Below are 23,011 nucleotides of genomic sequence, written 5' to 3'. Positions count from 1 at the left end.
GGATCAGGAAGCGGCGCGCGATGTGGAAATTGTCGCCCTTCCTGATTAGCGCCCACGCTTCTGCGATACGTTGCTGCAAGATTTCATTGCTCATGGTGTTCACCTCCTTTCCGGTTTGGGATTGAGATCAGTATTCGCTGGGGCACATGATGGTCAGAACGCGGCGCGTCACTGACGTGTCAAACGGCCGGTCGGACCCATACGTGTAGTCCGTGTCGTAAAGATCGATCTTCCAGAACAGCTTCTGGTCACGGACTGTCACCGCCCCAAAGGTGTGATCGCCATAGGGGTCATTGCCCTCGTCAAACTGGTCATCCGACGCCACCGCTGCCAAAGCTGCAGTCTGGAACTCCATCCCTTCACCTGACACGCCGGGCGTGACAAATACCTGACCCTGAATTCCCTTAGAATGCATCTCGATTGCCGCAGTCGGATCGATCAGCGCTTTCCGAAATAGGTCATTCTGGGTCGCAATCTCTGCCGCCTGCAGGCTGGTGTCAGTGTCGATGTCTTTTGTCTTTTCAATGTCCAAAACCGTCTCTCCTTTTGTGGTGCGACCTCTGGGGTTGATCCCCTTTGGTGCTGGTTTTGAGCCGAGCCCTGAAAGGGCGTCGTCTCTAAAACCTGCCCCGTGGCGAACGCGGAGAGGGGCGAGACAGGACCAATCGACAAGAGTGGTGCGGCCCGCAGCGCAGGCGCGCGAGGACACGGTATTGTCTATTTGTCTTGTCCGAGGGGGGAGGCCGCGCCTTCCCCCTTACGGAAGGTAGCGTTTGGCTTGTCCAAATCCCGCCTGACCCACAAGGAAAGGACAAAGGATCTCTGATCCTGCGTGAGCGCAAAAGGGACCGTCACCCGAATGGGCAGATCACCACGGCATGGACCGACCATGACCCAAAGCCCCTGCCCCGGCTCGCAAGAGACGGGTCAGGGGCTACTGGGACAGGGAGATCATTCTGGGGTGTTCTGGGTGGAAGCCGATACGTCGGCTGAAACCTAGAGCCTGCTCACGAGCCGAAAGGCTCGGGATTTGCCACAGAAACAGACTGCAGCCCGAAGTCACTCACCGACCGGAACATACCCTCGACGGAGCTTTTGCTTTTCGAGATTGTGGAGCGCTTCACTAGCCAGGGCTTCGTCATCATACGTCACCATCATGGCTTGCCCGTTCGTGCCAATACGCCCCCAGGTACGAAGCACTGAAACCTCCCCAAACAACGTCGGCTGCAACTCGATGCCATAGAACCGCGCCATGTTGATCTCAGGGTCCACATGGATCAGGTGCACAGGTGTGGTGTCTGTCAGCTCCATGACGCGATTGTCGATCAATAAAGCTCGTCTGTCCAATGACTTTGCTGGAACAGTCAATTGGCAAGGATTCAGAACCGTGATGAAAACATTCGACAACTCAATCTGTCTGATGCTTGCCTCGTACCCATCCAGGTACAGGAGCTCATATTGGCACCATTCCACATTCCGCTGCTGGAACCGTTGTGACCACTGGCCAGAGTAGGTACGGTTTTCTCATATCTTGCAAAACGAAATAGAAGGATGAAGGCAACGTGGCTGAAATCTTGGAAGGCGGATGTTTTTGCGGTGAGGTTCGATACCAGGTCACTGGCAGCGCAGTAATGCAACTCATGTGTTTTTGCAGTGATTGCCTATCGATGACCGGAACGGACGGTTATGCCGGGTACATGATAAAGTCGGAAGACCTGCAGCTGCTGAAAGGCAAACCACGGACCTTTGAGAAGACCTCAAAGGAAGGTCGACCTGTCATCAAGCATTTTTGTGGCACCTGCGGATCAGGCCTGTGGGGCGTGACAGCCTTCGGATTGACGAGCATTGCGGCTGGGACATTGGATGAGCCAAACAACTTCAAGCCAACGAGCAAGGTTTTTGTGAAAGATGCCCCCAACTGGGCCAGGGTTCCCCACCATTTGGAAGAAATGTAGCGTTTGAAGCTTTGGTATCACCTACATTTCTGTCTTGGAGTTGTTCCTCTTGGTGACCCGAGTTGCTACGATTGTCGTTGAGGCAATAAGCAGGACATCGCGATGCGCAATGCAATCTTTTTACCCCTAATGGCTTTGTTCCTGGGGGTCGTCATGGACGTTAAACCGGCGGCGGCCGCGTCACTCGGAACATATGAGGTTTTTGGCGTCGAAGACGGTGACATGCTAAAAATGCGCAGTGGGCCTGGAACAGGGTTCAATGTGATCGTTGGTCTTCCAAATGGAACCGCACTACGAGTTCACGGCTGTGAGCAGACCGGTGGCACCCGTTGGTGCCGCGTCTCTTTGGAGCGCGCGCGCAAGCTTAAGGGATACGTCTCTTGGGCATATTTGCGGAAAATCTAATACGACAGCGATCAGCACCACCATCTTTTAGCAATCATAGAATACCGGCGGAAACGCCCTGACGAATCCACTAGTTGGGCTCACACCCGTCGTCGAAGCGGCTCGCAACATCCCCGAATTCGCTGGGTTCAGGACGGCCCTAAGGCTTTGACTGGGGAGCGCTTGATCGCCTGCACCGTAACGGATTGATCCTGGACCCGGTTGGAAAGGCAAAATCGGTGGTACTGACCGATGAAGGCCTGCGCCGCTCCGAAAAGCTTTTCACAGAGCTTTTTGGGCGGGAGCCAAAGACATAGCATTCGCCATGACAAGTCCCTCCATGTAACGCAGGTCTGCATACGCGTGTGGGCTGGCTGGCGGTTGCAATCTGCGCTAAATCGCCCCTGTCCGGCAAACAGGGAGAAGCTGAAGATGACAACGGGGAACGATCTTGGTGGGCTCATCGGGTTTATCACCCGTGACGAGATTTGGCATGAGCGGCTCGCTGATGTGTTGGACGAGCATTTTCTGCCAGCGCTCGAGGCCTTCGATCTTGAGTTCGAGGATCTGGGCGACTTGCTGGGCGAGGATTGGCCGATGGTCCTGTGGGGTGGTGGCCTGGAAGATTTGCTGGGCAGGACATTCGGAGCGGACGCCGAAAACGCTGCGGATGCTTATCTGAAAGGGAGCGGTTCCAAGGAGAGTGCGCAGACCCGCGCCTATATCAAAGGATTGCGGGACGCGTCGGTCAGCCTTTATGAGGTGAGCGAGGTAGACCCCGGCAGATCCATGGTCTTGCGCAACATGCTTTCGGACGCAGAGCCGGTTACCGTCCGGGAACACAGCGCGACGCAGATGCTGCAGCGATGGGATCGCATCGCAGCTCGGGTTGTCGCACAGGGGGATTATAACGTGATCTCGGGGGCGCTGCTCCCATTCGACCCCGACACCGTCGCGTTTTTTGAAGACGGGCTCCGCTCCGTGTTGAAATTGAACCCCGACGTTGAACTGAGGCTGACACAGGATCAGCTACACCGTTCCGCACCCCTCTTCACCAATGCCTGGCTCTTCGCACATCTGCCGAACCTACTGGATCCGGAACCACCACAAATCAGCAACAGCGATGGCGACAACCTGCTCTTTCACGACATGCGCTTCCCCCTCGCCAGCAAAGTGACGCAAAGCCAGGTATCTGAAAAGCTAACACAGTCCGCAGAACTCGTGATCTCAGGCCAGAAGGATTGGACCTGGCTTGACCTCGACACCCCGTCCGGCACCAAGCACGGCACCGGCCTCGTGTTGGACAAATCAATGTCAGGGGCCTCCGTGCTTGGGTCCCTAGATCTGAAAGGTCGGACACTCACACTTTCTGTGAGCTCTACAGCGCGCGCTGAACGCGGCGAAGCCCTGGTCCGGGACCTCCTGGGCGACCTGGTGAAATCTCCGCTGACATCAATCCAGACCGCCGAACAGATGATGGCGGATGACAGCACGAGTAACGGAGTGGCAGAAGAAGAGGACATCCCCCGTGCCCTTGCCCGTCAGATGGCCCACGAATATCTCGAACAGCATTACCGCGATACGCTTGACCAGCCGATTCCTGCCCTGGATGGCAAGACCCCGCGCCAGGCCGTTCGCAGCACGGCGGGCAGGAAGAAAGTCATAGACTGGCTGAAGACAATCGAAAACCGCAGCGCGCGCCAGACCGGCTCTCCGGTGGCTGAGTATGATTTCGGCTGGATGTGGGACGAGCTTGGTCTGTCAGACTACCGAAATTGGACCAGCGATGGTTCTTGCAAAAACCGTTCCAAAGCTTCGCCTCCTGAACCCATCGACTAACCCATGTTTTCCCGGCTGCGTCTTGCAGAGATGTGGCAAGGGTTATGCTGTCGCTGCGCGTCCAGATGGTTTGCCTCGTGACAGCTGGGGCACAACAAAATTTCAGTCTCCGTGGACACACCGGTTTCATAATCGAAACAGTACTCTTGTCCACATATTTCCAGCACCTCTCCACTCTTGGCCAGTTCCGAACTTGTCACCTCGCAGTGATCACAAATTCCGTCCAAGAGAGCTGATTGGAGTTCAGAAAGAACCACTGTTTTCTGAAAATTGCACACTCTGTCACTCATAACTGCTTCAGGCTTTCACAAAATGGTGAAGAGAGAAAGCTTGTGAAACAAGAATTCAAGGGAATGTGACATAGCCCAATGGGTTCGAGATTTAGTTTCGCCGATCATTGCCTGTAAGCTGCGCGGCGCGTCGAACTTTCACGTCAGCCGCCATCCCACAACAGACCCGCGCACATCAAAATACAACCTGGGCTAGTCCTCCCAGCGAAACGCGTCGTTGTCCGCCTTCACCCGACCAATAGACGGCAAAGCGAAGTGGTTTCCCAGCACAATACATCCCGTTTCCGAGGCGCTTTCCAACAGTTTCCGACGGGATGTCACGGCCATCTCAGCATCGGAATCAAACATAAAATGCCACTCGGGATGCCAGCACTGGGCGGTTGTATGGATTGCATCACCTGTAATCAGAGCGCGCCGGTCGCCACTGGTGATTTCGACCGAGACATGACCTGGTGTTTGGCCTGGCGTGGGGATCAGAGTGACGGAATACACCCTGTCGCAGTCCTAAGGTTCACAGGAGGCCCGAGACAAAGTAGGTTTCTTGTGCAGAGGTAACGGCAATAGGCGTGGATCAGAATGGCGCGACAGCTCCCACTCGAAGGTAACAAGCCCTTTCTGGTTTACGCCGGCACTGGCACCGACCTGATTTTCAATCATGGAATTGAGCTTCCCGGTTTCGCGTCGTTTCCATTGCTGGAAGAACCTGGCACCAGGGTGATACTGGCCGGTCAAATGCAGGCTCTTGTCGATCTGGCCCGTGAAATGAATGTCGGATGCATCCTTGATGCGCCCACATGGATGGCGAACGCCGACCGGGCAGCGCCCTTGGGGTACGATGCAGAGCGGCTCGCCGAAGTAAACAAAGATGCGGTCAGTCTAATGGAAGACGTGCGCCAAGCTGCCGCTCGCGATGATGTACTGGTGTCGGCCTGCATCGGCCCGCGCCATGATCCTTACGCCGACATCCCGCCGGTACCCGTCGAAGATGCACGTCAATACCACGCCGCTCAAATGCACAGCCTGAAAGACACAAGCCTCGATCTGGTCACCGCTTATACATTCAACCGCCCAAGCGAGGCAGCGGGATGCATCCTCGCCGCCCGGGACGCTGAACTGCCGATCATCATGTCTCTGGTTGTTGAGACAGACGGGTGCCTGGCAGACGGGACCAAACTTGTGGACGGAATTGACCAGATCGACGCAGCAACCGACTCGGCGGCGCTGTTTTTTATGGTCAACTGCGCTCACCCTACCCATTTCGCCGGAGCGCTTGGCAACCACCCCCGGCTGAGAGGCCTTGTGGCGAACGCTTCGAGTTGCTCGCATGCGGAACTTGACGAAGCAGATGAGCTGGACGAAGGCGATCCAGCTGAACTTGGTAAACAGATTGCCGCGATTGCGAGGCAGAATCCGTCGATCCAAGTATTTGGAGGATGCTGCGGTACCGACATGCGCCATCTGAAATCGATGATCAGCGAACTAGCATAGCCAACTTGGTTCAATCTGAGCGATAACGCTGAGATCTAAGGTGATCCCGTAATTTCTTTCCACAACTTGTTAGGAGATCGGCCCATTCCTGCCGTTGACCGAGGGCGCGCATCGCTGCGGTGCGGCCCACCAGACCGGACTTTAGCTGCGACTGCGAAATCCAGCGATCGACAAACTCACGCATCGCGGACCAAGTGTGAATTCGCCGCGCTTGTCGCGATGGCAGCTCGGTGCGCTTCGCTGACGTCAGAACAAGCGTGAAAATGTATCGATTCTCGCCTGGATTGAAATACCTTCAAAGACAACACCAAAGAAGTGAATCTTTGTTCAGACTAACATGTTGGGTCTGCTTCTAGGGGGGGATGCCCAATGACCGAGACCGGCAAAACAGTCCACACGCCAGTGGCGCTTCAATGCCAAGTTCGGTGTGAATTTAGGCGTTCGCACCATCAATGGTCATCGGGTTAGCGCTCCGATTTGACACCAATATATTCCGGCAGATAACGCGGCGGCATTGGCCCCTTGTTCCGCCCGCCCTGTTGAATCTGTTCCCAGCCATGAGACAAGACGCCAACCGAGCGGGAAAGACAGAACAATCCCCGGGAAAGCGGTGCCGGGAACCCCAATTCGCAAAAGATAACAGCCGTGGCCCCATCGATATTCATCGCGATATCGGCACCGCGCTTACGTCCGATTTCCGTCTGTATAGCTTCACCGATATCGGCAAATCGCCCTTCTACAGTGCCTGACATCGCGGCCTCGCGTACCAACGCCATCAATCGCGGTGCGCGGGGATCGACGGGCTTGTGGAAACGGTGGCCAAAACCCGAGACGATCTTGCCATTTTCCTCACACCAGGCGGCGATACCGTCGCGGACGGCAACTTCCTGTTCAGCGCCGTCATCCATCCGTTTGGCGACGTCGAAATAAAGCTCGGCGCATTGTTCACCGGCGCCGCCATGCACGTCACCCAACATGTTGACCCCGGTGGCCATGACGTTGTTGAGCCCCAGCCCACAGGTCGCGGCCATACGCGCTGCGGCTATCGATGGCGCCTGCGGACCATGATCCACGCCCGCCACCAGCGCGCATTCAAAAAGCGCCGCCTGTTCTGGCGTGGGCAAATTGCCGCGCACCATGAGCCAGATCATCTGAGCAAAGCTGACGTTTCCGATCAGGTCCTGGATCGGGTGGCCGCGAAAGGCGATCCGCCCCGGAGCCATGTCGATAATTTCGGTGCGCCACCAGTGGCAAATGGCATCGGCGTCATTGCGTCCTGCGGGGTCCGTCATATCGCGCCATCCTTTGCCAGTTTTTCAATGTCTTCCGGTGAAAGACCTAACTCGCTCCAGATTTGAGAGTTGTGCTGCCCCAATGTGGGCGGTGGTGCATCGACGGTGGGCGCGCTGCCGTCCAATTTGATCCCGGTCGTGGCAACCTGAATGTCGCGTCCGACGCCGGGGACGTTTTCAAACTGGTCGAGGAAACCGCGGTCTGCAACCTGCGGCATTTCCAATACTTCCGGCACTGTCAAAACCGCTCCTGATGGCACACCAATGCTATTGAGTTCCTTGGCCCAGTCGCGCGGTGACCGGGTCTTCAACACGGTCTCCAGCTCAGTTTTCAGAGCCAGCCTATTGCGTTTGCGATCCTCGCGCGTGGCATATTCAGGCCGCTCGCGCAGCGCGGCCAATCCCAGGTGGTCCGTCAGTAGCTCCCATTGCTGGTCTTTGTTTGCGGCAATGTTGATCAACCCGCCCTTCGCTTCAAACGCACCGGAAGGCGCCGAAGTGGGGTTTTCATTGCCATTGGCAGTCGGATTGACGCCGGCGATCAGATAGTTCGACACCACCCAGCCCATTGTCGCCAGCACCGATTCCAGCATCGACACATCAATAAAGGTGCCGCGCGGATTGGCGTTCAGAGCAGATGAAATCGCAAAGGCTGCGGTGATGCCCCCCACAGTGTCTGCCACCGGATATCCAACGCGCAGCGGCGCGCTGTCGCTATCCCCGGTGATCGACATCACACCCGAGGTTCCCTGTATGATCTGGTCATAAGCCGGGCGGCGTATCCACGGGCCCTCTTGGCCAAAGCCGGAGATAGCACAATAGATGAGGGTCGGATTGGCCTCTTTCAGGGTCTGGTAGCCCACGCCGAGGCGCGTCATGACGCCGGGCCGGAAGTTTTCAACCACGACATCTGCAGTTTCGACCAGTTTCAGAAAAATCTCTCGACCCCGTGGGTTCTTGAGGTTGACCGTGACCGATTTCTTGCCCGCGTTCTGGGCGAGAAAGGACACGCCCATGTTGACTTTGTTCAGCTCTGGGTCGGCCCCCAGTTGGCGGGCGAGATCGCCCCGACCGACGGCTTCGACCTTGATAACCTCGCCGCCCAGATGCGCCAGATGATGACAACAGAACGGACCGGCAAGGACATTGGTCAGATCAAGAACACGAATGCCCTTCAAAGGTGTCTGCGACATTATCCGCGCCCCGCGTGTACAACCTTGGCCGCCGTGAAAAACTCGCGGCAATAGCTGCCTTTTTCCGGTGCACCATAAGAGGATCCCTTTCGGCCCGTAAAGGGTGCGTGGAAATCCATGCCGGCGGTGGGCAGATTGACTTGTATCATGCCTGCTTCGGCGTTCTGCGAGAAGTGATCGATTTTGGCGGGATCCCGCGTGACAATTCCTGCGGACAATCCAAATTCGCAGTCGTTGGACGTGGCCAGGGCGGCGTCGTAATCCGGCACGCGTAACACGGCGGCGATGGGCCCAAAGATTTCGTCTCGTGCCACGGCTGCGTCGGGTGACACATCCGTAAACAACGCAGGCGCAAAGTAATGGCCGGTTGTTTTGGATTTGACCTCGCCACCACCTGCGGCAAGCGTTGCACCGTCATCCACAGCCTGAGACACGTATCGTTTGTCGATGGCGAGCTGCGCTTCACTGGCGACCGGACCAATCTGGGTTTCCGGAGCGCGCGCATCACCGATCCGAAGGTCTTTCATTGCCGCGCAAAGACGGTCAACAAATGCGTCGTGAATGCCCTCGGTCACAATCAGGCGGGAAGACGCTGTGCAGCGTTGTCCGGTTGAGAAAAAGCTGCCCTGAACGGCGCAGTGCACCGCCAGATCCAGATCGGCGTCATCCAGCACGATCAAGGGGTTCTTCCCCCCCATCTCCAGCTGCATTTTCGCTCCTCGCGCAAACAGCGCCGCCCCCATATGGCGACCGACGGGTGTGGAACCGGTGAATGTGACCCCGGACACCTTGGGGTGCGTAACGATTGCCTCCCCAACCTCACGGCCTTTTCCCATCACAAGGTTGAACACCCCCTCAGGCACGCCCGCACGGGCAATAATATCGGACAACATCCATGCCGATCCGGGCACCAGTTCGGCAGGTTTGAACACAACCGTATTGCCATAGGCCAGAGCGGGTGCGATTTTCCATGCGGGGATCGCCAGTGGGAAATTCCAGGGCGTGATTACGCCCACAACGCCGATTGGCTCGCGTACAACATTTAGCGACACACCTTCGCGCAGAGATTGGTAGGTGTCGCCGGTCGCACGATACGCCTCAGCCGCGAAATATTTGAACAAATGCCCGGCGCGATGCGCTTCGGCCTTGGCTTCGGGCAAGGTTTTGCCCTCTTCGCGGGCCAGCATATCGCCCAGCTCGTCTACACGGGCGAGGATTTCCGACCCGATCCGGTCGAGCGCTTCGAACCGGACCAGAGGCGATGTCTTGCGCCAATTCGGCAGGGCCGCGGCCGCGGCCTCGATTGCGTCAACCGTTTGATCGGCGCTTGCCCGGGCATACTCGCCGATCGTGTCGTTCAGGTCGGACGGGTTGACATTGGGGGCCGCGTCGCTGCTAGCAACCCATGATCCGGCGATAAAGTTGGCAAAGGGGTTTGCAGTCATAGCGCTTCCTCAAGAACTGGTCGCCACCCGATATCTTCATGCCGGTGGTCCACAGTATTCACGTAAAAATAGGTCGGGCCATGATAGCCCCTGCACACCCGCCCATCGGCCCGTCTGGCAACCGGTTCGGCGGTCCAGCTGACCGCGCCGAACCAGTTCCACAAACGGTTATGAGGCGAGGTCAGATGATCCGGGCAAAGCGGTGCTGTACTATTGGCCGGGTCCGGTTGCGGAGCGTTCAACGCCCCGCTGCCCCCCACCAGCGCATCCCATTCATTGGGGCGCGTCGCCCCCTGAAAAGGGTCACTACAGGGCGTATCCCCCCCCGTAAGCAACCGGCAGCGAAACAGGCGTCCATCAATCGACAGCTCTGTGCCATGGACATACCCCGCATCATCCAGATCCTGCCAGCTGACGCGGCTCATAAGCATCCGGTCGGCGACCATCAATCTTCTTCCACCGTCCTCAAATAGATGCCAGTTCAGGCGCAGGTTCGGGTCTTTGGGACTGTCGGTGAGCGCCCAGTTGTCCCAATTCGGGTCGCGTTCAAATTCCGGTAGGTTCCCGGGTTGCAGGCCCTCGTAAGGGCAAAGCGCTGACAGGTCTGTGATCCAGGGCCGTGTCGCGGGCGCAAGTGTTTTTCCTGCATGGGAAAACCCACCCAGCTGCTCTGTTCCTTTGTAGTCCATCATTGCTCTGTCACCGCCCCGGTCACAGGTTGTGTGCGGAAGCGACGCAGGATCCGGAACAACATTTCTGCAGCCAGAAATTCGGTACGCTCCGACGGATCAAGAGGAGGGGACACCTCAACAATATCCAGTCCACCCAACGGGGCCTCGGCCAGCCCATCCAGCAGATCGTAATACTGACGCGGTGTAATACCGCTATGAACGATTGAGCCGGTGCCGGGGAGGTAGCCAGCGTCCATCGCATCGATGTCGATTGACAGATACAGTTCGTCACATCCCTTCATGGCATGCTCCAACGCCTGACGAATTGCCTCTGCCGTCCCCAATTTATGTACGTCGCCAGCCGAAAACACCCGACCGCCCTGCTCTTCGATCAAGGCGAGTTCACCGCTGTCGACCCAACCGGTGATCCCGACCCAAACCATATTGGACACGTCGACATTGGGCAGTTCGGAAATCCGACGGGCATTGGTTGCGTGGTTATGGCTGCCCCACGCGCCAAGCCGGTCAGAGAAATCCAGATGACCGTCGATCTGGATATACCCAAAACGTGCATTTGGTGCGCGTTTGGCCAACCCACGGGAATAGCCAAGGCAGGCCGGGAAGCTATTATAGTGATCACCGCCCAGTGCCAGAGGGATCGCCCCTCCAACGCTCAGCGCCTCGGTCATTGCGGCAATGGCCTCGGTGGTTGCGTCTACATCCTCAGGGGTGATCACTGCATCCCCGCAATCCACGAGCCAGTCGCTGGCCGTTGCGCTTCTTTGGCCCGTATCTGGATCAAAACTGACCCCCTGCGGTCGCATGGATTGCAATACCGTCGTTGCCTTACGCAGCGCCTCGGGACCAAACCTGGTTCCGAGCCGGCTTGAATGTGTCCAATCGCTGGGCATACCCACCACACCGATTTGGCCCGGACGGACGTCGGCGGCATCGAGCAGAGGCCCATCAAACAGCCGATACCCCGGTTGTGCCAGAGGCGGGAGAAATGTCGTTATCGCTGCAGTCATGTCAGTACTTTTTCCTTGGAAGTTTGGCGGCGCGGAAAATCAATCCCAAAGCCGAGGCGCGCATAGATAAACGCCAGAAGAGCCGTGACCATCAGGCGTTGGCCAACCTTCACGACACCCATTCCGGGACGGTTCGGATTCAGACCGGTCAACATAATGGCGCTGACCTCGTGCCGTCCCAAAAGCTCAAGCCATTGCACCACCGTCGCAAGATCGCAGCCCCCCAAACGGGGCCGATCACAAAGCGCACTGAGCGATGTTTCAAACACCGAGAGATCAAACCGAACAAACAACGGCTTTGATGGATCCCGCCACTCTGAAAACGCGGCACGCTGCGCGGCAGTATCTCTATTTACCGGCGTGGTCGTTCCGTTCGGCAAGGGCGCAATATGAAAATCGCGCGCATCGGCTGGTGTACCGCCAAGCTGCACTGTCTGACAATGAGGGAGCGCGCTCCGCGCCGTCTCGGACATGCGATCTGATCCGCCCAAAAAGATTGCACAGGCGCCATTGTCGCTGATCTGACGCATGGCCGCCTTCAAGGCCGCGTGGATCGCATCTTCGGACCCCGGTGCAATATCTCCGAGATCACAAAGCCGCTCGTGCAGGCCATCGGTACTGATATCCTGACGCGCATCGATATCTACGGGGTGACTGAATTGTGGATTTGCGTGCCAACCGAAATAGACCGAGGTTTCGCGTAATGCACGCGGCGCCAGAGATTGCCCTGCATGAGGTGCGTTTGTATCTTCAAACGGGATGCCCAGTACGGCCAGATCTCCAGACCGGACGTCGCCGATTGCTTTGGTCTGAGAGCGCATGAACGACAGATGCCCTGCCATGCGCGGCAACGGGGCCGAACGTAGAGGCATCAGCCTGCTCCTTTCTCAAGACGAGCTGTGACCGCTTGCAGGATCGCCAGTGCAGCGCGGGTTTCAGCCTTGCCACGGTTGTCCAGTTCCGGGGCAAGCCCAAAAACCGCAGCCGCGATGGTATCGCCCGGGGTGGCGTCAATTTGCGCGATCATTTGTGCTGGTGACATTCCCGTCAGGCGATGCGGGTGCGATACCCATTTGCCCGCAAGCTCTTGTAAATCCACAGACAGGATGACCGGTTGGGTGCGGGGCAAATGGCTCACTGCGCCGCCATTGACCCCAATGATGGGAACATCCGCACCTGTGACCTGTCTTGCGGCGACGTCAAGCGCTTCCAAACCGCTGGAATCGCCGCCTACCAACACCATGCGGGCACCGGTTTCAAGAACCGATTCACATTGCGAGGCAACTGCGAGAAAATGCTTGTCAGGTTCTAGCGGAAAGACGTTCACGTCCCCAAGGTCAATTGCATTCGCGGGTGTTACTGTGGGGCAGGACGCATACCGAAGCTGGCGCGCGAGATAGCGTTGCCCTGCCGATGGCCGGGCGAGATTGTCACAAAAATAGCCTGCAATCGCGACCTGACCGGGCACGAGATCTTCCAGATCGCCAATGGATGCGCCCAGAAAACTGGGGATCGCGTCAAACTGTATTTGCGCCGCTTCACTCATTGTGCAACGCCGCGTTCAGGGTTTCGATCGCCGCCAGTTCCGACATTCCCCTGGTGTCGCGCGCAGGCGCAAGGCCGGTGATCACAATCGCCTGCCATTTACAGGACATGGCACCAATGACGGAAACCAGCGTTTCAGGTTTCATCCCGCCGGGATTTAGGCCGACGCTGCCAGCTGCATGCCCCAGATCAATGACCGATATGTCGATCCACAAGACAGCGCGCTCGGGCGTGTCAGAATAGTCGCCGTGCCCTTCATCCAACTGCCGCGCGGTGCGCCAATCCATCTTGCGCTGGCTGATCAGATCCCAGACACCAGCAGGTTGATCGCCGTTCAATCCCACCCAGATCGTGTTGGCTGTTCGCGTCGCGATATCACGCCGGGCCAACGGCATGGCCGCGACAACTGGCAGATCAGGCAAGGCCCCCAGCACACCCGAGGCGACATCAGACGCGCCACCCAAGACAACGGGTACAACACCGTGATCCACCATTTGCGTCACAAGTTGTTCCAACGCGGCAGGCCAATCCCCTGACAGGTCCAGATTGCCAAGATCCCGACCATCTACAGGCAGTCCGATCCCAAGTTGGGCAGTCATTTTGCGCAGCGCATCGGGTGCCAGAGAGGTGCCGGATCGGGGCCCGGTGTTAACTTCGCTCGGAACGCCCATAACCCCAACACAATCAGCCTTACATTGCGAATGAATGCCAAAAGGAAGGTCCGCATAACCAGCTGTTATCATTTGTTTCCGCGCGCTATTCATTGCCAGACGCCTTCGTTATTTGCGATTTCCAATTGCGCTCAAACCGGCTATAAAAAGCGACGGATTTGCGTCGAAAGGTCTGCCTATGCCCGACAAGCCCCGATCCCCTGACGCCAATGGTGGTGTCGAAGCGGTAGAGCGCGCATTGCGTGTGCTGGACATCTTTGAGCCGGGCGATGCAGGCCTCTCTTTGAAGGAGGTTGCGGACCGCAGCGGGGTCAACAAGGCGACAATTCTGCGTCTGAGCGTGTCGCTTGAAAAGTTTGGTCATATTACGCGAGACGCCGAGGGTCTGTTTCACCTCGGGCCGTCTTTGTGGCGTCTTGGATCCGTGTTTCGCCAAAACCTGCGGATGGGGCCAATTGTGCGACCGGTGCTTGCGAATTTGGTGAATGCGACCGGCGAAAGTGCGTCGTTTTATGTGCAACGCGGCAACTCTGGCGTGTGCCTCTACCGGGTCAATTCGCCAAGGCTTGCGCGGGATCACGTTCAGGAGGGCGAGATCATTCCGCTGAGCATGGGCTCTTCGGGTCAGGTGCTGGATGCTTATTCCATCCGGCAGGGAAAACAGGCGGCCAGCATCCGAAAGGCCGGGTATTATCTCAGCCTTGGTGAACGCGATCCTGACGTCGCCGGACTGTCGGTTCCTGTTCTTGGGTTCGAAGATGAATTGCTGGGCGCGATCAGCTTGTCCGGCCTGCGCGTCCGCTTCAATGACACAGCCGTCGAAAAGTATCGCGCGGCGGTCCTTGATGCCGCCCGCCAGATTCGGGTGGAGTTTGGCGAAAAATAAGACCCGCATCATTGTGCCTTGTCTTTCCGACGCCCGATCATCTGCACACCGATAAGCGCCGTGATGGACACGACAATCAGACAGGTCGAGATCGCCGCGATTGTCGGATCAAGCTGATCACGCAGTGAATTGAACATGCGCCGGGTGATTGTGGCGTTTTCCCCGCCCGAGACCAGCATCGAGATCACAACCTCGTCCAGCGACGTGATAAATGCCAGAAAAGCCCCTGTCTGGATCGAGAATTTCACCTGCGGTACGGTGATTGTCCACAATGCGTATGCACGGGACGCCCCTAAGCTGCGCGCTGCAAGCTCCTGATCGAAATCATAATTCTGCAATCCCGACATCACCGTCACGATCACGAATGGCAGCGCCAGCGCAGTATGGGCGATCACGATCCCGGTCAGTGTGTAATTGAGCCCCAGCTTGGCATAGAGGCTGAACACTCCAACAGCGATCAGGATCACTGGCACGACAATCGGCATGATCACAAGGATTTGAGCCGCGCTCCTGATACGAGGCGCAGAGCAATGCAGACCATAGGCACAAAGTGAGCCCAGGGGCGTCGCGATTGCCGTGGTCAGCGCCGCCGCGATCAGCGAGGTCTTTGTTGCGCTCATCCATTCCGGCGACGTGACATAGGCCACGTACCAGCGAAACGAGAGCGATGTCGGCGGGAATTCCAGATAGGATGCCCCCGAAAACGACATCGGGATAACGATCAGCGTGGGCAGGATGAGAAAGAACAGCACAGCAATGCCGACCACTGTCAGCCACAGGCCGTCGATTTTACGTTGTCCGACTTGTTCCATTTTCAGATCCTCAGCGCATAAACAGTTTGTCGAGCCCGAAGACACGGTTCATCAGCCAGATCATCGCCAGCGCCAGCAACAGCAGGACCACGCCCAGGGCTGATGCGGCCCCCCAGTTCGAATAGACTGTGATGGTGCTTTCGATACGCTGCGCCAGCATCTGAACCCGGCCACCGCCCAGCAAAGCCGGTGTGACAAAGAACCCAAGCGACAGGATGAAAACCAGCACGATGCCGGCAAAAAGGCCCGGCAGGGACATTGGGAAAAATACCCGCCAAAAGGCCCCGCGCGGGCTGGAACCAAGGCCCACGGCGGCTCGGACCAGGTCGCCGTCAATATTGCGCATAGTGGCGTAGAGCGGCAGAACCAAAAAAGGCAGCATGATATGCACCATGCCAATGATGGAGCCGGTCAGATTGTGCGCCAGTTGCAGCGGTTCTTCGATAATGCCAAGTGACATCAGCGACGAATTGATGATCCCATTGCGCTGCAAAAGCACCAGCCACGCATAGGTCCGCACCAGAACCGAGGTCCAGAAGGGGACCAGCACAAACACCATCAGAATGGCCGCTGTTTTGTTCGGCATCTTTGTCAGCCAGTAGCACAGCGGGTAGCCGAGAAGGACGCAAATCACCGTCACGGCAATGCTGATCTGAAACGTGACGACAAAGGTTCGCCGATAGAGAGCACTACTAAAGATGCGCGTGTAATTTTCCGTGCTCAGTTCGCCTGCCGCATTGAAAAACGACAGCGAAGACAGCCAGAAAATCGGCAGGAAGACGACGATCAAGATCGTCAAAACCGCAGGCATCGAAAGCCCAAGAAACGTCAGTTTTTCGCGGCGTTCTTCGGATTTGAGCGTGCTGGCATTCTGAAGAGTCCCAGCACCTTCATACGTCTCGGCGATACTCATGCCACATGTTCCGGTACGATGATCGTATCTTCGGGATGCAGGGCAAGGCCGATTTGCTCTCCCTTCGACGGCAACCCGGTTTGGCCCGCGCGATTGGCAGGCACACGCACATTGATCTGACCAGCGCTGTCGTGCTGAACGATCACTAGAACGCTGTCGCCCTGATAAATGATGTCATGCACTTGGCCGGACAGGTCATTGGCGGCGTCTGGCACCGCGCCTGCTGTGACTTCCAGCAACTCGGGCCGGATGATCAGACGATGGCCTCCGCTGCCCAGCGCAATAGGCGTATTGGATTTCAGAACGCGCTCGCCAAGCTGCGCCGTGTCATTCGCTACACTAACCGGCAGGGAAATGGATTCCCCGATAAAATCCGCCACAAAGAAACTATGCGGCTGGCGATAGAGCCGCTCAGGCGTCGCGATCTGTTCGATCCGCCCATGATTGACCACTGCAATCCGGTCCGACATCGTCAGGGCTTCGCGCTGGTCATGGGTCACGTAAACGACAGTTGCATCCAGCTTTTCATGCAGCGCCTTCAATTCGATTTGCATATGTTCGCGCAACTTCTTGTCGAGCGCTGACAACGGCTCATCCATCAGAATGATCTGCGGCTCAAAAACCATGGCGCGGGCAAGGGCCACGCGCTGTCTTTGTCCCCCGGATAATTGCGTGATGCGCCGGTCGCCATAACCGCCCAGCTGCACGGTCTCCAGCGCGCGCTCGGCGCGGGCCTTCTGATCGCTTTTGGACACCCCGCGAATTTTCAACGGATAAGCCACGTTTTCTGCGACCGTCATGAACGGAAACAACGCATAGCTTTGGAACACCATGCCAAGGCCGCGCTTGTGGGGCGGCGTTGCAATCATTTCCTGTTCGCCAAACCGGATCGACCCGCCATCAGGACGCACAAATCCGGCCAGCGCCATCAAAAGCGTCGTCTTGCCGGAGCCTGATGGCCCCAGCAATGTCAGGAACTCGCCCGCGGCGATGTTCAAAGACACGTCATTCAGCGCTTTGACCGATCCGTAGGCCTTGCACAGGTTGGATATATCGATGGGAAGGGAGTGGGCTGCAGGTGACATGGGGGCTCCTAACCTGACAAAAATGGGCGCAGCACAAGATGTGCCGCGCCCAGATATTTTTTACTGTTGGATCAGCGTGTCAAACTCTTCGGTCAACTCGCCCAGCTGGCCGATGTAAAAGTTCGGATCGACCAGAAGCTGCTTGCCATAGTTGTCGGGATGTGTGTTGACCTTCACTGCCATCTCATCCGAGATTATCCCGGTGCCGAAGGCACCCGAATTCACCGGACCCAACGGCATGGTCACCGCCAGCCTCGCCTGTGCTTCGGCGCTCAGCAATTCGTTGATAAGGCGCATCGCGTTGTCTTTATTCGGAGCCCCCTTGGGAACCAACAAGCAGTCCACGTCCATCGTGCCGCCATCAAAGGCATAGGCCACATCAATGCCCGACGCGATCACGCTTTCTACGCGGTTATGGCCCATATGGATCACGTCCACTTCGCCGTCACGCAGCAACTGCGCCGATTGCGACCCGCCGCGATACCAAACGGTAACTTCGGGGGCAATCTCACCCAGCTTGTCCCATGCGCGCGCCTTGCCCTCATTCGTGGCCAACGTGTCATAGATCTCGGCCATCGGCACACCATCCGCCATGAGCGCGGCTTCGAGGTTATAGTTCACCTTGCCGTGCATACCGCGCTTGCCGGGGAAGTTTTCCAGATCCCAGAACTCTGCCCAATTGGACGGGCCATTGTCGCCAAATGCATCCTTGCGATAGGCAATCACCTTGGTGAAGTTGATGAAGCCGATGTAATTGTCATGGATCAGCTCTTTCGGAATGCCTGTGGTGTCAACAATCGAATAGTCGATCGGCTCAAGGCTGCCTTCCCGGCTCAGGGTTTCACACGAAGGCAAATCCTGTTCTGTAACGTCCCATGCAACGGCACCCGCCGTGATCTGCGCGCGCACGTCCTGAATGCCGTTTGTCGTATCTTCCTTGACAGTGATATTCAGCGCACCAGCGGCAGGTTCCAGCATGGCTGAGCGCAAGGCATCCTGAAACGAGCCTCCCCAGGACGCAAACACGACCTCTCCCTCGGCAAAGGCAGGCGAAGCAATGGCCAGGCCACCTGCCACTAGCGCCGTGGTGAGCTTCAGTTTTTGGTTATCTTTCATCATGTCAGGCTCCTCCCGAACTGTTGGTTGGTTTGTGGCTTCGCGACATGCGCGGCTCCACATAATCATTCGCAATCGTTTCATCTAGCAAAACGTCATTTCAGTTTTACTAGAGCTGATGTTGGAATTGGTCAAGGATTCTTTTGCCCCGTAGGATTCACACTCCCGTTTCCTGAGCATCAGAGCCTGGAAAATCTCGCAATTCGCGCATTGGTGCAGCATTCATCTGGGTTCGATCTTGCACATATGGCGTCTGAAGCGATCTTCGTCTGACCCGAAGTTAACTGCCACCGATTGAAGCATTTGGTGGAACGTGCGGACCGCAAACTCTCACTCGCTTTGCGTTGATCCGCGAATTTGAGTGGCAGCTTCTTGACAGTATGCGCCAATTGATCCTGACGACAGAATTGGTCAATTTGGGCTCAGCCCCGACCTCGGATGCGACGCAGCATCCCGTGATATGGAGGCATCGTCAACGTCAGGTTGTCGTTGTGGGAGGGCATGGCGGATCGGAGGATCAGTCATGGAAACACCAAACTTACCGGCCATTCGTGCGCTTCGCCCGGCTTGGAACAAAGGGCGCATCGTTGGGCAAAAACGGCCACTGAAACCAAAACACGTCTGGGCAATCCGTGTTCGACTTGAACTCGCCGAGAACCATCGGGACCTGGCGCTGTTCAATATGGCAATCGACAGCAAACTGCGTGGCTGCGATCTCGTGAAGATGAAAGTCGTCGACGTGATGGCGTCCGGCCAGATCAAGGAACGAGCTTCGGTGTTGCAAAGCAAAACGCAGAAGCCGGTTCGTTTTGAAATCTCCGAAGGCACACGCGCCTCGGTTGAAAAGTGGATGGAAGATGAGCTCATGGTCGGCTCGGAGTACCTATGGCCGGGTCGTTTCCATGAACGCTTGCACATCTCGACACGCCAGTACGCCCGGATCGTCCGGGATTGGGTCACGTCGATCGGTCTGGAGGCCAGTGCATACGGAACGCATTCGATGCGGAGGACAAAAGTCACACAGATCTACAAGAAGACCGGCAACCTGCGGGCGGTCCAGCTGCTACTTGGGCACACCAAGATGGACAGCACCGTCCGGTATCTCGGTGTTGAGCTGGAAGATGCGCTTGCGATCGCAGAGGCCATTGAAATCTAACAACTTGGGCCGTCTTCGCGGACGGCCCAAACAAGACCTTGGCGAAATCTGCGGCGAACAGCGACGAGGAGCCCAGAGCGACGGTCTTCTTGCGGAGCAGGCAAGGACATCGCTTTAAAGTTTCAACTGACACGGCGTATTAGAAAATTCAGAAAAAACTGCCCGTCAATCCTGCGCGGCTCGTAGACAAGCCTTCTTCCTGGCGAAAGTCCTTCGGGCAGTTTGACGCTTATATTGACCTTATAGGGTGTCGCCTGCCCGAAATGCGAACTCAATGTGAAGCGCAATTTCAACTGACCGGAGTCATCGAATTTGCCAGTGAAGTCCCTAAACCAAGGCCCTTCGGCCGCAAAGCCTTGGGCAGATAGCAAGGTCAGCTTGTCTCCATTGCGATTGATGCGCAAGGCTGCAAGTGGCTCGATTTTTCCGGGGAAATAGGCCTTGTCGGGCCGACTGGTTGTTTGCCAATAATCATCGTCCCATCTGCGTCTGATTAAGACAATGTAGTCACCATCAAAAGTCGCGAAAGACGGCGCGACCAACTGATTACAGACTCTTCCTTGCTCTCCTCGAAGTGCGGCAAGAGTTTCACTGGTCTCGAGGCTCTCAGGCGTCAGTCCAAGATTCTCTCTAGCGCTGATATACCGAGAGAAAGCAGATCTCGTGCGTGGGCCCGCAACACCGTCCGCTGTGCCAGCGCTGCAGCCAACGCGATTTAGCTCAGTTTGTATATCACGGATCAGGCTGCGCGTCTCTGTATCATCCTTCGCGCTTTGAGGCGATGTCGGCACAAGAGCTGCTACTTTGTCTCGCGCAGTACTACTGTTGCCCGGCACTTCGTCCTTCTGGTGCTCAGCAAGCAAGTCGTCCCGCAACGAAAGGGCGAGCGCGACTGCAAAATGATCCCTTTCGCCTTCGTATCGCTCCAGAAACATCTCGATCGCATCAAGCCTTCCGAGCGAACGCGCAAGTTCAAAGTCCGCATAAATCTGGTCTTCGACACGCTCAATTTCTTCCTCTGGCGTCGAGCCTGCAGCCGCATCTGGAACAAGAAAAATGTCTCTGGCGGGAAGCGAGCCATAAGTAAATGGCTCCTGATAGCCTTCTGTCAGAGTGTAAACCCTGTCGCGGACTCGCCGAAACAACTTGCCAATCTCAAGTCCGGGTTCCTCGATGTGGTTGAGCAGAGCCTGAGCATAGGGGCTGTTGCGGCCATCGCCGTCAAGCGCCAGCGTTCCGCTCCTTGCAGCATATCCAACCAACACACCTCCCGGATCGATACGTGCAAGTCCGCGTCCAATTGAGCGGGTGCTGTTTGTGCGCTCCATAGTCGCGAGGAATGGATTGTTGCGGCAGGCGTCAACCAACACGATCTTCAAGCCGGGTGCGCCCGCGATGGAGCTAATCAATGTGTTGAGGCGGATTGCCTCGAGTTCGATGTCACGGTCGCTCCGCAGTTCCGCACTGACAGGGATCAGGAAGTTCGTGTTGTCCAACTCGATGCCGTGGCCGGCGAAGTATACGATGACCGACTCGGCGTTTTTTGCCTTTTCTCCAAAGTCACGTATGGCAAGGCGCATGTCGCGGTAATCCAGATCAAGACCTGTTGTGACCTCAAACCCGATCCTGCGCAATGCCTCTGCAATGTCGATCGCATCATTCGACGGGTTTTTGAGATTGCTGACATGTTGGTAGTTCGCATTGCCAATTACCAAGGCAACTTTGTCCGCCAGCACCATCGCAGGCAGAAAACAAAACACAACTGAGAACAGGATACGCTTCATGTGAAATATCGCCGTTAACGCGTCTACCATATGAACGTTTCCACACTTTCGGAATTCAATCAATATGACCGGCGTGGACAAGCTCTAGCTCGGCTTAGGCCGCATAGCGGAGTTCGGGATTGACACGACGAAGGTTCGTTTCCCGCCCATTGCGCCAGTTTCGGCATGGACCATTCATATGAAGTACGAACTCGGAGCCGCCTTGCGGCGGGACAGAAAGATGCTCGCTTGGGAAGCTATCTAAACGTCAGCTTCCGCATTTCCTGCGAGCATGCGTAGCGACTGCAGCGAACTTCCACTTCCCGCGCTTCGTGCCGTACTTCAGCCCCCTACCCGTCCCGATCTAGCTTTAACCAATATCGCGTGTACCGGAGTTCACCCGTTCGGATCAAAGCGCCCTTCTCTACCAGGTTCTGGAGATCCCGCGTTGCTGTGGCGCGCGATGTTCCCGTGATCGAGATATAGTTCTCAGCGCTCAATCCCCCTGTGAACCCATCCGGCCCAGCCTTGAACAAACGGGCGATTACCTTGCTTTGGCGAGTGTTGAACTGATCACGGTACCGATCATAGAAGTGCGTCTTGGAAATAAAGAAACCAACCCGCTCAAGCGTCACCTGCTGTGCTGTAAGGACAGTTTCGGCAAACCAGACGAGCCACGGTGTGACTTCCAGCGTCTTTTGATGGCGTTCGAGTTGGTCGTAGTAAGCCTTCCGCTCTCGCTCGATCGTGAAAGCAAGGGCAATCAGACTTGGCTGACCGATATTCTGGGCCAAGGACTTTTCAGCCAGCGCCCTACCCAACCGGCCATTGCCGTCCTCAAAGGGATGAATGCTCTCGAAATACAGATGGCTCAAACCGGCCCGGATCAGTGCGCGCAATGGTTCGGGACCATCCGGTGCGGTCCGGTTGAACCAGGCTACGAACTGGTCCATTTCAGCCGGAACCTGATGTGAAGGTGGAGCTTCGAAATGCACCGTTGGGCGGTCGAGCCTGCCTGAGACGATTTGCATCGCATCCTCATGGCTCCGGTATGATCCAATCGTTTCCAGATGCCTGTCATGGGACAGAAGCATGTCATGCCACCGAAACAGGGTGTCGTGTGACAGTGGTTCCGAATAGTTGGAATAAACATCCACCATCATTTCAGAAACGCCCTGCTCGCGCGGTTTGGATGGATAGCTGTCGGGAGCCAGTCCAAGATGTCGGCGCAAGGAAGATTGCACGCTGAGACGATCCAGCATCTCACCTTCGATCGCGCTGGTCTTCATTGCTTCTTCGCTTAGCAGGTCGATACGCAATTGATCTCGATCCGATGTGTTCACATGATGAACCGCTCCAAGAACTTCCCCTGAGGACAACAGGAACTGTTGCTCGTATGGTTCGAGTCTTGCGGCGTCGTAACGAAAGGTAGGCCAGTCAGGGTTCTGCCAGTTCCACATCGTGAGGTATAAGCTTCCT

At 56.7% G+C, this 23,011-nt stretch carries 23 protein-coding genes and 1 pseudogene; 7 read left to right on the top strand and 17 right to left on the bottom strand.

Translation table 11 applies throughout. The features are described from left to right. Positions 1-127: 127 nt before the first annotated feature. Positions 128-532 (bottom strand): DUF3768 domain-containing protein, encoded by a 405-nt coding sequence (locus ACR0CA_RS17070; protein WP_152460664.1) that lies wholly within the window; start codon positions 530-532, stop codon positions 128-130. A 527-nt stretch (positions 533-1,059) separates the two neighbouring features. Then, positions 1,060-1,347: a WGR domain-containing protein gene (locus ACR0CA_RS17065; protein WP_237215935.1), complete on the bottom strand. Its 288-nt coding sequence runs from the start codon at positions 1,345-1,347 to the stop codon at positions 1,060-1,062. A 215-nt stretch (positions 1,348-1,562) separates the two neighbouring features. On the opposite strand from ACR0CA_RS17065, the gene ACR0CA_RS17060 reads away from it, so the two are divergent. The 4 genes and pseudogenes from ACR0CA_RS17060 (at position 1,563) to ACR0CA_RS17045 (ending at position 4,178) form a co-directional block, all read left to right on the top strand. Beyond that, the gene (locus ACR0CA_RS17060; RefSeq protein ID WP_152460663.1) at positions 1,563-1,955 is read left to right on the top strand and encodes a GFA family protein; all 393 of its coding nucleotides are present in this window, start codon (positions 1,563-1,565) and stop codon (positions 1,953-1,955) included. 129 nt (positions 1,956-2,084) lie between these two features. Then, positions 2,085-2,360 (top strand): SH3 domain-containing protein, encoded by a 276-nt coding sequence (locus ACR0CA_RS17055; RefSeq protein WP_480595487.1) that lies wholly within the window; start codon positions 2,085-2,087, stop codon positions 2,358-2,360. Positions 2,361-2,515: 155 nt separating this feature from the next. Continuing rightward, positions 2,516-2,656 (top strand): annotated as a pseudogene (locus tag ACR0CA_RS17050) (DUF6429 family protein); the annotation flags it as partial. A gap of 115 nt (positions 2,657-2,771) precedes the next feature. Beyond that, positions 2,772-4,178 (top strand): DUF7986 domain-containing protein, encoded by a 1,407-nt coding sequence (locus tag ACR0CA_RS17045; RefSeq protein ID WP_174819503.1) that lies wholly within the window; start codon positions 2,772-2,774, stop codon positions 4,176-4,178. A 482-nt stretch (positions 4,179-4,660) separates the two neighbouring features. Here ACR0CA_RS17045 and ACR0CA_RS17040 read toward each other — a convergent pair whose 3' ends face one another. After that, entirely contained in the window at positions 4,661-4,960 is a 300-nt protein-coding gene (locus ACR0CA_RS17040) for an MBL fold metallo-hydrolase (protein WP_170417797.1), read from the bottom strand. A gap of 84 nt (positions 4,961-5,044) precedes the next feature. Between ACR0CA_RS17040 and ACR0CA_RS17035 the strand changes: the two genes are divergently transcribed. Beyond that, positions 5,045-5,956, top strand: coding sequence for a homocysteine S-methyltransferase family protein (locus tag ACR0CA_RS17035; RefSeq protein ID WP_170417800.1), 912 nt, complete (start codon positions 5,045-5,047; stop codon positions 5,954-5,956). A 464-nt stretch (positions 5,957-6,420) separates the two neighbouring features. Here ACR0CA_RS17035 and ACR0CA_RS17030 read toward each other — a convergent pair whose 3' ends face one another. The 8 genes from ACR0CA_RS17030 to ACR0CA_RS16995 are packed head-to-tail and all read right to left on the bottom strand — an operon-like array spanning position 6,421 to position 13,801. Next, positions 6,421-7,248: a citryl-CoA lyase gene (locus ACR0CA_RS17030; protein ID WP_170417803.1), complete on the bottom strand. Its 828-nt coding sequence runs from the start codon at positions 7,246-7,248 to the stop codon at positions 6,421-6,423. Then, positions 7,245-8,441 carry a CaiB/BaiF CoA transferase family protein gene (locus tag ACR0CA_RS17025; RefSeq protein ID WP_170417806.1) on the bottom strand — a complete coding sequence of 399 codons (1,197 nt, stop codon included), beginning with the start codon at positions 8,439-8,441 and terminating at the stop codon, positions 7,245-7,247. The genes ACR0CA_RS17030 and ACR0CA_RS17025 overlap by 4 nt, the downstream gene beginning before the upstream one ends. Continuing rightward, entirely contained in the window at positions 8,441-9,886 is a 1,446-nt protein-coding gene (locus ACR0CA_RS17020) for an aldehyde dehydrogenase family protein (protein WP_170417809.1), read from the bottom strand. The genes ACR0CA_RS17025 and ACR0CA_RS17020 overlap by 1 nt, the downstream gene beginning before the upstream one ends. Continuing rightward, entirely contained in the window at positions 9,883-10,578 is a 696-nt protein-coding gene (locus tag ACR0CA_RS17015) for a hypothetical protein (RefSeq protein WP_170417812.1), read from the bottom strand. The genes ACR0CA_RS17020 and ACR0CA_RS17015 overlap by 4 nt, the downstream gene beginning before the upstream one ends. After that, a complete protein-coding gene (locus ACR0CA_RS17010) occupies positions 10,575-11,585 on the bottom strand; it encodes an agmatinase family protein (protein WP_170417815.1) in 1,011 nt (336 codons plus the stop codon). Before ACR0CA_RS17010 ends, ACR0CA_RS17015 begins: the two co-directional genes overlap by 4 nt. After that, complete coding sequence (locus tag ACR0CA_RS17005) at positions 11,582-12,457, bottom strand: arginase family protein (RefSeq protein WP_170417818.1); 876 nt, start codon at positions 12,455-12,457, stop codon at positions 11,582-11,584. Before ACR0CA_RS17005 ends, ACR0CA_RS17010 begins: the two co-directional genes overlap by 4 nt. Then, the gene (locus ACR0CA_RS17000; RefSeq protein ID WP_170417821.1) at positions 12,457-13,131 is read right to left on the bottom strand and encodes a hypothetical protein; all 675 of its coding nucleotides are present in this window, start codon (positions 13,129-13,131) and stop codon (positions 12,457-12,459) included. Before ACR0CA_RS17000 ends, ACR0CA_RS17005 begins: the two co-directional genes overlap by 1 nt. Then, positions 13,124-13,801 carry an arginase family protein gene (locus ACR0CA_RS16995; protein ID WP_170474326.1) on the bottom strand — a complete coding sequence of 226 codons (678 nt, stop codon included), beginning with the start codon at positions 13,799-13,801 and terminating at the stop codon, positions 13,124-13,126. The genes ACR0CA_RS17000 and ACR0CA_RS16995 overlap by 8 nt, the downstream gene beginning before the upstream one ends. Positions 13,802-13,979: 178 nt before the next feature. Here ACR0CA_RS16995 and ACR0CA_RS16990 point away from each other — a divergent pair, with 178 nt between their 5' ends. Then, a complete protein-coding gene (locus tag ACR0CA_RS16990) occupies positions 13,980-14,687 on the top strand; it encodes an IclR family transcriptional regulator (protein ID WP_170417827.1) in 708 nt (235 codons plus the stop codon). A gap of 8 nt (positions 14,688-14,695) precedes the next feature. On the opposite strand, the gene ACR0CA_RS16985 is transcribed toward ACR0CA_RS16990, so the two are convergent. From ACR0CA_RS16985 to ACR0CA_RS16970, 4 genes are read right to left on the bottom strand one after another with little or no spacing between them, the layout of a single operon-like run. Next, positions 14,696-15,499: an ABC transporter permease gene (locus ACR0CA_RS16985; RefSeq protein ID WP_170417829.1), complete on the bottom strand. Its 804-nt coding sequence runs from the start codon at positions 15,497-15,499 to the stop codon at positions 14,696-14,698. A 10-nt stretch (positions 15,500-15,509) separates the two neighbouring features. Continuing rightward, complete coding sequence (locus ACR0CA_RS16980; protein ID WP_170417832.1) at positions 15,510-16,412, bottom strand: ABC transporter permease; 903 nt, start codon at positions 16,410-16,412, stop codon at positions 15,510-15,512. After that, entirely contained in the window at positions 16,409-17,497 is a 1,089-nt protein-coding gene (locus ACR0CA_RS16975) for an ABC transporter ATP-binding protein (protein ID WP_170417835.1), read from the bottom strand. Before ACR0CA_RS16975 ends, ACR0CA_RS16980 begins: the two co-directional genes overlap by 4 nt. A 60-nt stretch (positions 17,498-17,557) precedes the next feature. Further along, positions 17,558-18,616, bottom strand: coding sequence for an ABC transporter substrate-binding protein (locus ACR0CA_RS16970; RefSeq protein WP_170417838.1), 1,059 nt, complete (start codon positions 18,614-18,616; stop codon positions 17,558-17,560). 520 nt (positions 18,617-19,136) lie between these two features. Here ACR0CA_RS16970 and ACR0CA_RS16965 point away from each other — a divergent pair. Further along, positions 19,137-19,769 (top strand): tyrosine-type recombinase/integrase, encoded by a 633-nt coding sequence (locus ACR0CA_RS16965; RefSeq protein ID WP_093037018.1) that lies wholly within the window; start codon positions 19,137-19,139, stop codon positions 19,767-19,769. Positions 19,770-19,891: 122 nt separating this feature from the next. Here the strand turns inward: ACR0CA_RS16965 and ACR0CA_RS16960 are convergent, their stop codons facing one another. Together ACR0CA_RS16960 and ACR0CA_RS16955 are read right to left on the bottom strand one after the other, a co-directional pair. Beyond that, positions 19,892-21,553 carry a caspase family protein gene (locus tag ACR0CA_RS16960; RefSeq protein ID WP_170417841.1) on the bottom strand — a complete coding sequence of 554 codons (1,662 nt, stop codon included), beginning with the start codon at positions 21,551-21,553 and terminating at the stop codon, positions 19,892-19,894. 329 nt (positions 21,554-21,882) lie between these two features. Further along, positions 21,883-22,992, bottom strand: coding sequence for a Fic family protein (locus ACR0CA_RS16955; RefSeq protein ID WP_170417844.1), 1,110 nt, complete (start codon positions 22,990-22,992; stop codon positions 21,883-21,885). Positions 22,993-23,011: the final 19 nt, after the last annotated feature.

The organism is Ruegeria sp. F12, from assembly GCF_056533885.1.
Note: the sequence above shows the minus strand (reverse complement) of the source record. Positions and strands in the feature narration are given on the sequence as shown.

Bases quoted from the DNA above. Each gene is read 5' to 3' on its own strand.
- ACR0CA_RS16975 (WP_170417835.1), bottom strand. From the start codon at position 17,497: ATGTCACCTGCAGCCCACTCCCTTCCCATCGATATATCCAACCTGTGC.
- ACR0CA_RS16995 (WP_170474326.1), bottom strand. From the start codon at position 13,801: ATGGGCGTTCCGAGCGAAGTTAACACCGGGCCCCGATCCGGCACCTCT.
- ACR0CA_RS16985 (WP_170417829.1), bottom strand. From the start codon at position 15,499: ATGGAACAAGTCGGACAACGTAAAATCGACGGCCTGTGGCTGACAGTG.
- ACR0CA_RS17000 (WP_170417821.1), bottom strand. From the start codon at position 13,131: ATGAGTGAAGCGGCGCAAATACAGTTTGACGCGATCCCCAGTTTTCTG.
- ACR0CA_RS17005 (WP_170417818.1), bottom strand. From the start codon at position 12,457: ATGCCTCTACGTTCGGCCCCGTTGCCGCGCATGGCAGGGCATCTGTCG.
- ACR0CA_RS16965 (WP_093037018.1), top strand. From the start codon at position 19,137: ATGGAAACACCAAACTTACCGGCCATTCGTGCGCTTCGCCCGGCTTGG.
- ACR0CA_RS17020 (WP_170417809.1), bottom strand. From the start codon at position 9,886: ATGACTGCAAACCCCTTTGCCAACTTTATCGCCGGATCATGGGTTGCT.
- ACR0CA_RS17035 (WP_170417800.1), top strand. From the start codon at position 5,045: ATGGCGCGACAGCTCCCACTCGAAGGTAACAAGCCCTTTCTGGTTTAC.
- ACR0CA_RS16960 (WP_170417841.1), bottom strand. From the start codon at position 21,553: ATGAAGCGTATCCTGTTCTCAGTTGTGTTTTGTTTTCTGCCTGCGATG.
- ACR0CA_RS17025 (WP_170417806.1), bottom strand. From the start codon at position 8,441: ATGTCGCAGACACCTTTGAAGGGCATTCGTGTTCTTGATCTGACCAAT.
- ACR0CA_RS17030 (WP_170417803.1), bottom strand. From the start codon at position 7,248: ATGACGGACCCCGCAGGACGCAATGACGCCGATGCCATTTGCCACTGG.
- ACR0CA_RS16980 (WP_170417832.1), bottom strand. From the start codon at position 16,412: ATGAGTATCGCCGAGACGTATGAAGGTGCTGGGACTCTTCAGAATGCC.
- ACR0CA_RS17045 (WP_174819503.1), top strand. From the start codon at position 2,772: ATGACAACGGGGAACGATCTTGGTGGGCTCATCGGGTTTATCACCCGT.
- ACR0CA_RS16990 (WP_170417827.1), top strand. From the start codon at position 13,980: ATGCCCGACAAGCCCCGATCCCCTGACGCCAATGGTGGTGTCGAAGCG.
- ACR0CA_RS17010 (WP_170417815.1), bottom strand. From the start codon at position 11,585: ATGACTGCAGCGATAACGACATTTCTCCCGCCTCTGGCACAACCGGGG.
- ACR0CA_RS17055 (WP_480595487.1), top strand. From the start codon at position 2,085: ATGGCTTTGTTCCTGGGGGTCGTCATGGACGTTAAACCGGCGGCGGCC.
- ACR0CA_RS17015 (WP_170417812.1), bottom strand. From the start codon at position 10,578: ATGATGGACTACAAAGGAACAGAGCAGCTGGGTGGGTTTTCCCATGCA.
- ACR0CA_RS16970 (WP_170417838.1), bottom strand. From the start codon at position 18,616: ATGATGAAAGATAACCAAAAACTGAAGCTCACCACGGCGCTAGTGGCA.
- ACR0CA_RS16955 (WP_170417844.1), bottom strand. From the start codon at position 22,992: ATGTGGAACTGGCAGAACCCTGACTGGCCTACCTTTCGTTACGACGCC.